Annotated in this window: 9 protein-coding genes and 1 CRISPR repeat array; of the genes, 1 reads left to right on the top strand and 8 read right to left on the bottom strand. The window is 57.3% G+C overall.

All coding sequences use genetic code 11. The features are described 5' to 3' along the window. Positions 1-77: 77 nt before the first annotated feature. Positions 78-2,819: a CRISPR direct-repeat array (repeat unit 30 nt; unit sequence GTTTCTAATCCACTAGGGTGGGAGGGGGAC). 230 nt (positions 2,820-3,049) lie between these two features. From cas2 to Q0J85_RS12705, 8 genes are read right to left on the bottom strand one after another with little or no spacing between them, the layout of a single operon-like run. Then, the gene (cas2, locus tag Q0J85_RS12740) at positions 3,050-3,310 is read right to left on the bottom strand and encodes a CRISPR-associated endonuclease Cas2 (RefSeq protein ID WP_294482324.1); all 261 of its coding nucleotides are present in this window, start codon (positions 3,308-3,310) and stop codon (positions 3,050-3,052) included. Between the two features lies 1 nt (position 3,311). After that, positions 3,312-4,364, bottom strand: a complete 1,053-nt coding sequence (gene cas1b / locus Q0J85_RS12735) for a type I-B CRISPR-associated endonuclease Cas1b (RefSeq protein ID WP_294482323.1) — start codon at positions 4,362-4,364, stop codon at positions 3,312-3,314. After that, positions 4,361-4,849, bottom strand: coding sequence for a CRISPR-associated protein Cas4 (gene cas4 / locus Q0J85_RS12730; RefSeq protein ID WP_294482322.1), 489 nt, complete (start codon positions 4,847-4,849; stop codon positions 4,361-4,363). Before cas4 ends, cas1b begins: the two co-directional genes overlap by 4 nt. Positions 4,850-4,859: 10 nt before the next feature. After that, on the bottom strand, positions 4,860-7,238 hold the full coding sequence (locus tag Q0J85_RS12725; RefSeq protein ID WP_294482321.1) for a CRISPR-associated endonuclease Cas3'': 2,379 nt from the start codon (positions 7,236-7,238) through the stop codon (positions 4,860-4,862). Next, positions 7,235-7,966 (bottom strand): CRISPR-associated protein Cas5, encoded by a 732-nt coding sequence (gene cas5, locus Q0J85_RS12720; RefSeq protein ID WP_294482320.1) that lies wholly within the window; start codon positions 7,964-7,966, stop codon positions 7,235-7,237. The genes Q0J85_RS12725 and cas5 overlap by 4 nt, the downstream gene beginning before the upstream one ends. After that, positions 7,963-8,928: a type I CRISPR-associated protein Cas7 gene (locus Q0J85_RS12715; RefSeq protein WP_294482319.1), complete on the bottom strand. Its 966-nt coding sequence runs from the start codon at positions 8,926-8,928 to the stop codon at positions 7,963-7,965. Before Q0J85_RS12715 ends, cas5 begins: the two co-directional genes overlap by 4 nt. Continuing rightward, positions 8,921-10,912, bottom strand: coding sequence for a hypothetical protein (locus Q0J85_RS12710; protein WP_294482318.1), 1,992 nt, complete (start codon positions 10,910-10,912; stop codon positions 8,921-8,923). Before Q0J85_RS12710 ends, Q0J85_RS12715 begins: the two co-directional genes overlap by 8 nt. 1 nt (position 10,913) lies before the next feature. Continuing rightward, positions 10,914-11,741, bottom strand: coding sequence for a CRISPR-associated endoribonuclease Cas6 (locus tag Q0J85_RS12705; protein WP_294482317.1), 828 nt, complete (start codon positions 11,739-11,741; stop codon positions 10,914-10,916). Positions 11,742-12,314: 573 nt separating this feature from the next. Between Q0J85_RS12705 and Q0J85_RS12700 the strand changes: the two genes are divergently transcribed. After that, positions 12,315-13,058, top strand: a complete 744-nt coding sequence (locus Q0J85_RS12700) for an SDR family NAD(P)-dependent oxidoreductase (protein ID WP_294482311.1) — start codon at positions 12,315-12,317, stop codon at positions 13,056-13,058. Positions 13,059-13,131 lie beyond the last annotated feature (73 nt).

Raw genomic sequence — 13,131 nt, 5'->3', positions numbered from 1 at the left:
AGTGCGCCGAAACGGTTTTGACGCACGAAAAAACAAGTGATTAACACGAGAGAGCCAATACTTTTGAAATTGGCTCAGTTACTAATCCACTAGGGTGGGAGGGGGACCCGAAAACGAGCCGCGTTTTGCACGTTACTCTCGGAAGTTTCTAATCCACTAGGGTGGGAGGGGGACACGCGCACTCATGCGTTCAGTTCCGGGAAGTCTGTAGTTTCTAATCCACTAGGGTGGGAGGGGGACTGAGAACTTGCTTTCAGCTCTGCAAAGGTATTCGAGTTTCTAATCCACTAGGGTGGGAGGGGGACCATGAGCCGGATTCTCAATTTTGCGTAGGGAATCGGGTTTCTAATCCACTAGGGTGGGAGGGGGACGAATCGAATTGCGCCGTCCGCGCCGCCGACTGAACTGGGTTTCTAATCCACTAGGGTGGGAGGGGGACGTTATTGATGAAAAATTTCATGCGTTTCCTCCCTCCGTTTCTAATCCACTAGGGTGGGAGGGGGACGAATTGAGAATATGAATTCCATCACTCAGAAATACGGTTTCTAATCCACTAGGGTGGGAGGGGGACGTAAACACGATCCCCCCGTCGGCGGCTATGCACTTGTTTCTAATCCACTAGGGTGGGAGGGGGACTTTCTTCAAATTTTTTCCCCATTTCATACACCTTTGAGTTTCTAATCCACTAGGGTGGGAGGGGGACGTGTGGAGAACGTTGCGAAGTCTACAGCAGAGTCGGTTTCTAATCCACTAGGGTGGGAGGGGGACTCCATCAACGCCGCCGCAAGCATCCCCATTTTCATGAGTTTCTAATCCACTAGGGTGGGAGGGGGACTCCGAAACAGCAGCTTGCCTATCTCGCGGTCAAACGGTTTCTAATCCACTAGGGTGGGAGGGAGACCAATCAGCTTCGATGCAATGTCCGACACGGTCGCCATGTTTCTAATCCACTAGGGTGGGAGGGGGACAGGGCCGCCCGATCCTGCTCTACAACCATCAGCCGGTTTCTAATCCACTAGGGTGGGAGGGGGACCTCCGGGGATGAGCCGCCGCGTATCGCCCTCTTCCCTGTTTCTAATCCACTAGGGTGGGAGGGGGACTCGGGATGCAGCCACAACACGGGGGCATTCACGGTGTTTCTAATCCACTAGGGTGGGAGGGGGACAAATCTGAAAAGTGACTCACTTTAACATGCTCCCTGTTTCTAATCCACTAGGGTGGGAGGGGGACAGTCGCCGTTTCCCCTGCTCCTTCCCCATCCAGTAGTGTTTCTAATCCACTAGGGTGGGAGGGGGACTGCGACGGATCAGTCTTGCTCTGTCCTTCTCCGAGTGTGAGTTTCTAATCCACTAGGGTGGGAGGGGGACTTTGCGCACAAAGTCGAGAATATTGATTTTCCTGATCATTTCTAATCCACTAGGGTGGGAGGGAGACGGTTTCCCACGAGCGAAACTTCCTCAAAAGTGACCTTGTTTCTAATCCACTAGGGTGGGAGGGAGACTGCTCATCGATCCACGCCGCGCACTCGGCGCAAACGGTTTCTAATCCACTAGGGTGGGAGGGAGACCGATGAGGAACGGAAGCGGGTATTCCGTGCGATCAATGTTTCTAATCCACTAGGGTGGGAGGGAGACCCCGGCGGCATCGGTCGATAATCTCTTCACGAGAAGTTTCTAATCCACTAGGGTGGGAGGGAGACGTGGCTACGACATGCGCGGGACGTGTCTTGCCGGCGTTTCTAATCCACTAGGGTGGGAGGGGGACTTTCGTTCATAGTGATTGTAATGGCTTCTTTGATTGCGTTTCTAATCCACTAGGGTGGGAGGGGGACGTCCGCCCGAAAGCACAGCGTTATCCATATTTGCTGTTTCTAATCCACTAGGGTGGGAGGGGGACTGAGTAATGTCCAGCTGATACGTTCGACCATCCGGAGGTTTCTAATCCACTAGGGTGGGAGGGGGACTCGACAAGCTGATCTACAACAGCGTTTGTTAGTTTGTTTCTAATCCACTAGGGTGGGAGGGGGACGACAACGAGGCGGCATTCTTTGACGCTATTATCGAAGTTTCTAATCCACTAGGGTGGGAGGGGGACTGAACTGGAGCGGGGCGGGGAAAATCCGGTACGAGGTTTCTAATCCACTAGGGTGGGAGGGGGACTCAGATGCAGGTCGGAAGATTCATGACCGGGGATGCCAGTTTCTAATCCACTAGGGTGGGAGGGGGACTGGATTCTGGGGAGCGGATGAAACTGCGAGGGTCTAGTTTCTAATCCACTAGGGTGGGAGGGGGACGCCGACGCGGAGTTCTCGCCCGCGTCGTTCACTCCGTGTTTCTAATCCACTAGGGTGGGAGGGGGACTTGCAAGCAGTTTCTCGCGCGGAACTCCCTGCCGGTGTTTCTAATCCACTAGGGTGGGAGGGGGACAGGGAGGAACGGAAGTTCAGGAGGCTGAAGAGAAACTGTTTCTAATCCACTAGGGTGGGAGGGGGACTCCAGCTGTCTCGACAGCTGGTTCAACGTCGTCGTGTTTCTAATCCACTAGGGTGGGAGGGGGACGAACGCGCGAGAAATTGCAATGCAGGATAACGACGAGTTTCTAATCCACTAGGGTGGGAGGGGGACGGAACGCCGAGCAGAAGCGCCCGCTTGAAGAGGAAGTTTCTAATCCACTAGGGTGGGAGGGGGACTGGACGCTGCCGGATTCCCGGCAAAGCCGGTAATCGGTTTCTAATCCACTAGGGTGGGAGGGGGACTCCCAGCCACAACCGTATGCGGAGGCGCAAAAAAGTTTCTAATCCACTAGGGTGGGAGGGGGACCCGTGCAAATGGCTGCAGCTGCGGCCGCTTGCTCGGATTTCAATGATTTGGCGTTCTTTTGCGGAACTCCTTGAATAATATAGCATTCTCCCTGAAAAAATCAAATATTGTAATTGTCAAACAACCCGAATATCTTCAGCTCCGTGTCTCCGGATTTTCTGTCGGTATTCATTCGTGCAATTTATTTCCCGTGAAATAGTTAAATCAATTTAAACCCAAATTCCCGCTGTTCAAAGAATGTTTGACGTGTTTCCTCTGGCTTCTCCCAACTCCTCCCGATGCAGCAGTTTTTCACTCTCAATGGAGTAAAACGTGATATGACTGTTCTGCGCCCGAATGTCATTCAGCAATTTCTTGATCCGCGCAAATTGAGCTCGCGTTACACTCCCCTCAAACACGGAATTCTGATTCCAGAAGAGATGTTTCTTCAAAAGTTTGTGCAGCTTGACGCAGTTATCATGTTCCGTATCGTAGACGATGATGAGGTACATTTCAATACTTCATCCGGTAAGGTTTGTATTCCCGCCCCTCCAGCAGATGATTCACGAGCTTGTAGCAGTCCAGTCGCAGCAACTGACGGTAGGAAACCGAACGGTTCAAGGCCGGACATTGTATCGTCCGGCGCAACTCCTGATCCCACTCCTGCAGAATTTTCCGGCGCGCCTCATCCGTCAGAAGAAAACCATTGCTGTGTCTGCGGAAGTCCCGGTCTCCGACCATTCGGCAGCCCCAGAGCCGGAACAGCAGACGATCCACGATCAGCGGCTTGAATGGCTCCACCAGATCCAGCGCCAGCGAAAAACGGCGGGTCTGCGGCGTATGAAGATAGGAAATCCCCGGATACAATGCCGTCCGGTAAAGCTCACTTACGCAGGCCGTATACAGAAGACTGTTCAGAAACGAAAGCAACGCATTGAGCGGGTTGTCCGGCGGATGATAAACCCGTTTGAACGGTTTCCCCGCGTCTCCCAGCCAGACGCTCCAGGCCTGATAATAGATGCGCCGGACATTTCCCTCCACACCCATCAACTCTTCCGGCGTCGAGCATTCACGCAACCGTCCCGCAAGCTGTTCGACCGTTTCGGCCGCCTCTTCCAATCCCCCTTTCCGGCGCTGGTAGTAGAGCAGGATCGACCGGATGTTGTGAAACGTCGCTTCGAGCAGTGCCCGGCAGATGATGAGCCGTTCCTCCGGATTCCGGTACGCCTCCGCCTGCCGGATCACCAAGTCTCCGCTGAGTTGTTCCGCATGCGGCAGCAGTGTCCCGGTATGATGTCCGAACCAGTTGAAGAAGTGAATCGGTATCTTTCTGCTGTTCAGGAAGTTGATGAGTCTTGAATTCAGGGTGATCTCACCGAAGACATAGACCGCTTCAATGCTCTCCACCGGCAGAATATTGACTGCGGCGGCGGCTTTTTCGTCGAGTTCACCGCTTTCGGTTTCCTGCTCCGGGTATTCTTCCTCCGGTGGCAGGGTAACAGTTTCAAAGCGCAGAGTGTTGTCCTGTCGCCGGAGGCGGCCCGCTCTGGTCAGATAGAGATTCATACAAAACACATCTCCTCATAAGCGCAATGTTTGCAGTAAGGACGGCGTTCCGCCGCCGGAATCGGCCCGGAAACAACCGCCTCACAGGTTTTCAGATCAGCTTCAGTCAACCGGGAGGCCTCTTCGTTCCATTCCACTGTCACGGTTTCCCGTTTTTTCGGGTAGTGAATGACCGCCTGATCAGCCCGGATTCCGTGGGCGTTGAGGTAGTAGAGGTAATAGCGCACCTGCGCTTCATCTCCATCGCCGGGGGCTTTGCCGTGTTTGGTCTCATGGATCACGCCGTCTTTGAAATCGGCCCAGTCCAGCACGCCGGCTTCGCCGATGGCGATCTCTTTCTCCTGCCGGGAAAAGCTCTCTTCTCCGAGCAGGACGCCGAGCTGAACCAGCTCGTTTCCCTGCTCGAGTCGGATCCCGTGCCGGAAAAGCCAGAGCTTCCGGGGACAGACGTGAAGATAGTTCAAATCAGTGCCCGTATATTCCATGACTCACCTCTCACAGAATCATCGCATCCACCAGATAGACCGGCAATTCGTCCGGATACGAGATCAGCCCGACGGGTTCGCCGAGTCCGAGCTCCGGGAGGATGGCCGATGAGGGCGCGATCTTCCGGTCGCTCTGAAGCGCCAGAAATTCCCGGCGTTCCTCCGGGGTGCTCTCGTTGGATTGGATTCGGCGGTTCAGCAGGGAAAGCCGGTCGAGGATCTCCTGCGACTCCACCAGAATCAATTCGCTTCCGCTCTCGGAGTCGAAGAGTTCCGCCACCCATTGCGCTTTCTCGAATGTGCAGCCGAGCGCCTGCGGCTGGAATTCAGAGAGAAACAACCATTTCTCCAGCAGCCCGGTTACGGTAAGACGGGAGAATATTTTGCGTTGAATATCAGATAGTTGCGCTGTCAGATCGGAGTCTCGCAATGTCGTCTCCGCTTTCCAGTTCCGGAAAAACCTCTCTTCGAGCGACAGGAAATGCGTTTCCTTGCTGTAAATCTGGTCGAAAGGAGTGACTTTCAATCGGGAGTCATACTTCGCCTGCACATCAAGGAGTCGTTCCCGGGAGCTTTTTCCGGTATCGTCGATCAAGGTAAATACATTGACCTCACATGGTTCCGGCCTCCCGTTCCGACCGACGCGGCCGCCCCGCTGAATCGTTGCGGCGATCCCCTGATAGTCGATCAGCGCCGCGTCGAAATCAAGGTCGACGCCGACTTCAACCATCTGAGTTGAGATCAGCGTGACCGGGCGCAGTTTCATCGCCTCGCGGCAGGCGAGGACCAGTTCCCGGCGCAGGCCCGGCGGGACGAGCCCGTCCAGCCAGACGATGATCCGCCCGCTCCCCGGAGCGCGAAGCTCCTCAAGCTGACGCCACGGTTGAAACTTCCGGTCGAAAAAACGGCGCAGCGGCCAACTCCCCCGTCCGACCAGATTGACCACGACGAGCAGATTCCGATCATCGACGGCGTGGAATGCCTCGATCTTTTCCCCGAGTTCATCGACGGTGAGGGCGCCCAGACTCCGATAGAGCCTGCGGTTGTCGATTTCGGGAGCGCTGTAAACCGGTGCGGTCACAGCGGCAGGGATTCTTCTCGAATCCTGCAAGTCCCAGAACGGGAACGGTTCCAGCGGTGTCGCCGAGCCGAGGATGAACCGGCAGTGATTCTCTTTCGCATACTCCCGCGCTGCCCGGAAGAAGAAAGGCAGAATCACCTGCGGCAGTTTATGAAATTCATCCAGAATCACGACCGCATCATGCAGCCCGAGTCCACGGATGCACCGGTTCCGGGCCGGATGGCACATCGCAAGCAGCACCTGATTGAATGTCGTGACATTGTAGGAGCTGGAAAATGGATGCTCTTCGATTTCAAGTGCTTCGGCATCTGCACCATTGCCGCGCCGCGTTTCGGCGGCTTCTCCGGAGGCGGTATGCGATTCGCGCCGGCGGTAATTCCAGATCCGGGCGTCACACCTGGAAAAATAATCCTCGAACACCTGATCGGCCACCGACACCTGCGGCACGGCAAAGACAATTCGCCGGAAATTTTCGCGCGCGAGGAGGTTTTCCGCCCCGCGCAGCATCGCTTCGGTTTTGCCGAGTCCGGTCGGGGCGTCGATGAAGTAGAAGATCCCGTCCTCTTTGACCGCCTCCAGAAAGGAGTCCCGCAGCCGGGTCCGGAGTTCGGCAATCCCGGAATGCCCGGAAAACTCCCGCTGCGGGCGCGGCCGGAACTCCCGATCCGGGAATGCGTTCCGCCATGAAGAGACTTCGACCTCCTTCCCCGACTGCCGCGCCGCTGACCGGTGATCCTGGAGACAGAGCCGACCGAGCAGCGACCGGCTGTGCAGATAGGCCCGCAGCCGTCGTTCCGGCGGGAGCGTCCGGCATTCCCGGTTGAGCTCTCCCCGCGCCTCTCCGGCCCCCGCCGGGGCGATTCTTTCCAGACGCCGCCACGCCGCTTCCAGCACGGAAGCCGGCAGCTCCGGGAGCAGCGAGGCGATCCCGGACTCCCGGTCCAGCGCGAACGCTTTCGCCTGCGCGTCTCCCGCCACCGCCGGAAGATCGTTCAGCTGCATGGGCCCGAGCTGCTGCAGCATTGTGTGGTGCGCCGCGCCTGCGTGAAGTGCGACAAGCGCCCAGTACGCCGACTCATCGCCGCCGCGTTCGAGCAGCAGCAATGCGGCAAACACCCCGCCCGCAGCGGCGTGATGGTGCGGCGACTCCGGGAGCTTCCCCGTGATGTACGCCTGCCACGCTTTCGTCGCTTTGCCGAGGTCGTGGCAGGCGCAGATGATCCGTTCTTCCGGCGTCTCCGCGGCGGTCATGACCTCCGCGAGGTGTTCGCGCAGATCGGAGTTCTCCCCATGGCTGAAGAGTTTCAATCCGCAGCCTCCTTTTCCTTGCGGATCCATCCTTTTACGAACGGGTTATCCTGTTTTACCCCGGGATGTTCCGCCGTCGGGTAAACCCAGTAACCGTCGCTCTCGATCCGCTCGAAGCACTCTTCCGGATTCACGATATGCCGGGAGAACGGAACCGCTTCCCCGAGCGGAATGCCGTCGAGCCGGAACGCCCAGTCGGCAGACTCGGGCAGCGCCCCGGCGAGCCGGATCCGCCGCACGATCGCCCGGCAAAACGCCGCTCCGAGCGAGAGCGGAAACGCCGGAGTCCTCAGTGCCGCGGCCAGGCGTTCCGCCTCGGGATCCGGCAGCTGTACGGCGACTTCATAGACGGGGTCGAGAATCACCTGCTGCTGGATCCGCAGATTTTCCCCTTTCCCGATCTCTTTGCAGCCGTTGACGTTCCACGGCGCGCGCACCGGAAATTTCCCGGCCCAGCGGCAGGCGACGCGGAAGTCGTTCGCCTCCTCCCAGGCGAGAAGTTCCGGTGATACCGGCCACGGCATCCCTTTCCTGTCCAGGAGTTTGAGCGCTTTCGCGTCCTGTTCTCCCGCAGCCTGTGAGCGCGGCGAGGCGAAGCCGAGCGCCGCCCCGCAGATTCCCGCGAGATTGCTCGGCGCCGGGCCGAGGCAGGAGTAGCTGCCCATGGAGTCGTAGACGTTGCGCCACAACGCCATGTCGCCGCTGAGTTCAAAGATCAGAATGCTCATGCTCCGGCTCCCGGCAGCTCCACCGGGAAGTTGGCCGCCTGATGTTTGAGAAAGACGGTTTCATTGCGGCAGTCCCAGCCGGCGAGGTAGCCCGGCAGGAGTTTTTCCAGTGCGGCGACCGCGCCGGAGTGGGTTTTGATCCGCTTCTCTTCGAGCTGGTCGTAGAGCGACGCCGGGTTCGCGTAGCTGACGTCGCCGGTCGGCAGCCACCCCAGAACGAACTGTGCAAACTGCGAACGCTGCGTGAATGACGGGAAACGATCGCTGGAGTAAGCGCGCCACATGCCGTTCGCGAGCAGTTCGAGCCATTTTGCCGCACCGCCCTGTTCCCAGTTGATGAGCTTGTTGCCGGAGGCGTTGATCCGCAGCATGTTGAGATTGATCTCCCAGAGCGCGAGGAAGAAACCGTACTCCAGCGAATCGACCGTGGCCGACCCGGCTGACTCCCGGATGCGCTTCGTGTCCTTGTCCAAGGTCGGGAACGCATTGTTGCGGCCGAGGGAGTAGATCTCGCAATCGTGGAACGTCACCGGGCGGAACAGCGTATTCGCCGCGTTCGTCACGTTGAAATTCTCCTGTTTGACTGCGTGGACATAGCCGAACAGCGGCAGATCGAGCGTGTTGTACAGCGCATCTTTCATATCCGGTTTTTCAATTCCGGCGGCCTTGCGGATTTTTTCCAGCCGCAAATTGAAATTGCAGGGATTGCCCTCTTCGTCCTCTTTTTCATAAAAGACCGTTTCCGCGGCGTGCGGCAGATTTTCCGCCATCGCACAGGCTTTGAGGCCGCGACGGACATGGTGTTTGATATGGACGTCGCTCGTGAATACCTGGCCGGTCTCGTCGTTCATCCGCAGCGTGCTGCTGTACGGGTCGAGATTCGGACGCGCCTGGATGGCTTCAAAACCGAACAGGATGTAGGCGTTTCCGGCGGCGGGGAGCGTGGAGTTGACTTTAATCATGATTCACCTCTTCTTGCTTGTTATCGTTTTTCTTCTCGAAGTAGACCATACCGCAAATCAGGCCGGAATTGAACGCATCCCGGCGGCTCTCGGGACCCAGCGACTTCAGGAACGGCAGCAGTCGGCAGTTGAAGAGCTGTTCCTTGTCCAGATTCATGAGTAGTCCGATTCCTTTCTCGAACACCCGGAAGAGCTCCTCGCCGCGCAGCCGGGACGGATGACGCCCCTGCGTCGCGGAGAACGAGCGTCCCTGCTGCTGAACCATCCAGCAGAGGTCATGCAGCAGCATTCCGGTCAGCGCGCCGCGGGCAAAGACGGCGAAATCCTCTTCCGGCACGCCGGACCAGGCCAGGCGCAGAAAGTTTTCAAACTTGCTTCTCTCGTAGTCTCGCAACAGCCCATCCGCCTCTCCGAGAAGCGATTGCGTTGTGGGGGGATTGCTTGAACTTCTCATGCCGAATACTCCTGTTGTTATGTCGTGGAAATTTTCGATCCGGGATAATTCCATTTGAAATTCGTTCGTTCGCAGCCGTTCCGGCTCCGTCCGGGCCGTCGCGATCAGATGCTGAAGCCGCAACAGCTTGCCGATCAACTGGAAATAGTTGCGCGCTCCGAGTTTGTCGATCAGCTTGTCACCGCTCTGGCTTTTGCAGAACCGCTGAAAATTCAAATACGCCTCGCGGCCCGAGATCAACTGTTTCTGCAGCGCCCGGGTGAAGATCTCCGTCCAGTAACGATAGACGCTCGGCGTGTCGCCATCCTGCCCGGTCAGTGCCTGCTTCATGTAGTTGACCACAATATACTGCAGCGGCGGAGAATCGGGGGAGAGGCGGAGCAACTCCGCGTTGAGGTACTGCAAATACTCCAGCGAAACCGACGGAAAGATCTGCTGGACAATGCGTTTCTTCTTGGTACTGCCCTCCAGATTGGTCAGAAAGACCGTCGTGGAACGTATGGTCGGAATGATGTTCGGCGCAGTGATATGAATTTTTTCCTGGTCGTCATTTGCAGCAGCTGCCGCCTTTTTCTTTTTTTTCTCCTCGAAATAGAGCGTTTTCCTGTTGTTCTCCGCGTCGATGATCGTCTTGAGTTCGCTGTAAGGACAATCTTTTTCCGGGAGAAACAGCAGCGTCGAAGTATCCGGAGACGGCGCGACTTTCACGCGATACTCGAGTTTGTTGGCCCAGAGTCCGCGGATGGTGTCGATCGAATTTTCCGGGATCACGCCCAGCAGCCGGTGGAATTCGGAGTGGCGGATCGCATCGAGCTTGTACTCTTTCCCGAACGCATTGCGCCCGAGTCCGCTTCCTGCCTGAAACTCCTCGGCAACCAGTTCCAGATCCGCAACTTCCGGCGGCACGAGAAATCCCATGACTTCCCGGGAACGCGCCGCGTCGATCTCGAGTTCGTCAAGCGTCCAGTCATCTGTCCCGTCCGCCAGGAGCCACAGCACGAGCTGTTTCCCGTTGCTCAACCGGCAGATGCTCACCAGCGGCCACTGGTCGCGCGGCGCCTTGAACTTATGCCATACGGCCGGCAGTTTTTTCGTCCTGGCGTTTTCCATCATCGCCTCGAATGCCGGAATCTCTTCCCGGAGACGGGCGGCCGTCTCCGGATCAAACGCTTCGAGCCAGTTCAGGAATCCCGCCGAATAGCGCAGATAGATCGCCGCTTTGGCGACTCCGCCGAAGTTCGGCTTGCCGCCGCCGAAAAAGGTCGAACTGCCGCTGTACAGCGGTCTCTCCCCGAACGCCGCGCCCGAGGCGTAGAAGTCCCGCCAGCTGCTGTTGAATTTGACGCTTGCGTCCGGGGTGTCGTCGTAGTGGAGCAGACTGCGCGGCACCATCCCGCTGGCGGCGATCTCCCAGTGGATTACGCCGTCCCCCATCGACGGCTCCGCGACATAGGCGTCCACCTCCTGCGGCCCCGCGTCCAGATCGTAAAGACCCTGCGTGATCGTCTCATCCATCCGTTTCAGCAACATCTTACTGCCTCCCAAGTTCCATCATTCCCCACCCCCCGGAGTTGAGTGCGCCCGCGCCCGATTCCCAGACGATCCGGTGGACCGCTTCCGGTGCCGTGATCCGCACGGGCGCACGGAATCCGCGGATGTTCACGCCCTTGAACTGCACGAGGCGCGTCCGGTAGGCGCACGTTTCCGAGAGCGGCAGGAATTCCACCCGGATCGGCAGCTCCGACACCGCGTCCGCGCTCAGGTTGCCGATCGACATGATGTTTTCAAATATGTCAGGGCGGATCTCCCGCAGCCGCAGTAGTTTGTGCCTGAGGTTCCCCGCGATGAGTTCACGGCAGGAGGGAATTCCCGGCTCGGAGTCATCCGGCATCTGATAGAGGGTCTTTCCCGCTTTCTTGTAAGGACATACGATGAATCCGGCCTGTCCGAACGGACGATAGACCATCTCCGGCCGGAACTCCGGGGTTTTGACCATTTCGAGCGATTCCAGATGAAACTTCTGTCCGCAGATGTTCAACTCCCCGGCCTGCTGCAGCGCATCGGCCATCTGATAAAGGAGTTCCGGCCAGATGGAACCGAATCGCATCCAGACTCGTTTCCCGAATTTCAGTCCACAGCGTCCGTCCGGCAGTTTCACCACTTCCGGCTTCGGCTCACTGTTGAAGAGCGAAAATACAAAGAGTTTGATCCGGCTGCGCTGGGCTCCGTCGTGCAGCTCCTTTGCCAGCGCCGGCGCCCGGGCGGTCAGCGTCCGGTAAAGTGCGGAAGCCAGTTCGTACTGATAGTCGAATGAGAGTACATTCTCCCCGGAAGAAGAAAACTGCAATTCAATCTGCATAGCACCTCCGTGATTGATTAGGATAAAACCGGGATTGCATCAATCCGCATTTTCGGGACTTTGAAACTCCGGCAGTGCGCCGTACATGATTTCGACGCCTGATTCTGCCGTGTGATAAGACTCCTCCTGCGACATTCGCCCCTCGGGCATTGAAAAGAAAATTTAATACAAAGTAAAACTAGCATGATTCATCTGTTTTTCAACCGAAATAAAAGTTTTTTTGATATTTTTTTTAGAATGGTAAATCGATTTATAACAAGAGTGACCGATAAAAAATTAACATTCTTCAGAGAATCCAGCTCCACTTGAAGTGCCGGTTGGGGGATCAATCATGGCCCCAGGCCGCGAAGAACCGTCGAAGAACCTCTGAATCTGCCGGTTGTGACATATTTGCAATGATATGGTGAATTTTGTGAAAATGGCCTCCTGTTTGCACGATTTTTTTCAGAAAGAATTTCAACCGGCCTTTGTCGTGATGACAAAGAGTGGATATACTATATTGCAGTGACGGAAAACGATCCGTTGCGTCGGGGATCGGCGCGAACGGCTAAGCAGTGCAAAGGAGGTCGGCAAATGGAATTCGCAGGAAGAACCGCTTTCATCACCGGAGGTGCGTCCGGCATGGGGCTGCTCTCCGGGCAGAAACTCGCGGAGGCCGGAGCGAACGTCGTGTTATGTGACGTGAACCGGGCCGCTCTGGAAGAGGCGGCGGAGGGCATCCGGGCCACGGGCGGGAAAGTCCTGCCGCTGGTGGTGGATATCCGCAGATATCCGGAAGTCGAACAGGCGGAGAAAACCGCGGTCGAGACGTTTGGATCGATCGACATTCTGCTCAACTGCGCCGGCGGCATGTCCGGACGCTGCTGCAACAACTACGCCAGTTTTGAAAAGCTCCCGATCGAGGTGATCGACTGGGGGCTCGACGTGAATCTGCGCGGTGCCATCTACTGCTGCCGGGCAATTCTCGGCGGCATGATGGAGCGCCGCCGCGGCGTTATCATCAACTTCGGCTCTGTGACGGGCGAACAGGGGGGCGGTGGTCCCTCGCTCGACTATTCGGCGGAGAAGAGCGCCATGAAAGGGATGACGAAGTCGCTGGCGATTCTGGGGGCTCCGTACAATGTTCGTGCCTGCTGCGTGATTCCGGGACCGGTCCTGACCCGGCCCGGCATGGCGAATATGAAGACCCTGCTCGGACGGGCGGCGGAACCGATCGAACTGGTCGATTTCATTCTCTACCTTTGTTCGGACAAGGCGGCATTCATCACCGGCTCCTCCCATGTGATTGACGGCGGGCGGCTGCTGCTGCAGTCCTGACCGGCGTGTGTCCGCGGAGAATGGCCGAATTTCATCGGATGGATCTCCACGGAAAATCTGTCCGGACGGGGCA

The sequence above is a fragment of the uncultured Victivallis sp. genome (assembly GCA_944389935.1).
GTDB lineage: Bacteria > Verrucomicrobiota > Lentisphaeria > Victivallales > Victivallaceae > Victivallis.
This window is presented reverse-complemented; position numbering and strand designations above follow the sequence as displayed.

Coding starts and splice junctions, on each gene's coding strand:
- cas2 (WP_294482324.1), bottom strand. CDS start 3,310: ATGTACCTCATCATCGTCTACGATACGGAACATGATAACTGCGTCAAG.
- cas1b (WP_294482323.1), bottom strand. CDS start 4,364: ATGAATCTCTATCTGACCAGAGCGGGCCGCCTCCGGCGACAGGACAAC.
- cas4 (WP_294482322.1), bottom strand. CDS start 4,849: ATGGAATATACGGGCACTGATTTGAACTATCTTCACGTCTGTCCCCGG.
- cas5 (WP_294482320.1), bottom strand. CDS start 7,966: ATGAGCATTCTGATCTTTGAACTCAGCGGCGACATGGCGTTGTGGCGC.
- Q0J85_RS12715 (WP_294482319.1), bottom strand. CDS start 8,928: ATGATTAAAGTCAACTCCACGCTCCCCGCCGCCGGAAACGCCTACATC.
- Q0J85_RS12710 (WP_294482318.1), bottom strand. CDS start 10,912: ATGTTGCTGAAACGGATGGATGAGACGATCACGCAGGGTCTTTACGAT.
- Q0J85_RS12705 (WP_294482317.1), bottom strand. CDS start 11,741: ATGCAGATTGAATTGCAGTTTTCTTCTTCCGGGGAGAATGTACTCTCA.
- Q0J85_RS12700 (WP_294482311.1), top strand. CDS start 12,315: ATGGAATTCGCAGGAAGAACCGCTTTCATCACCGGAGGTGCGTCCGGC.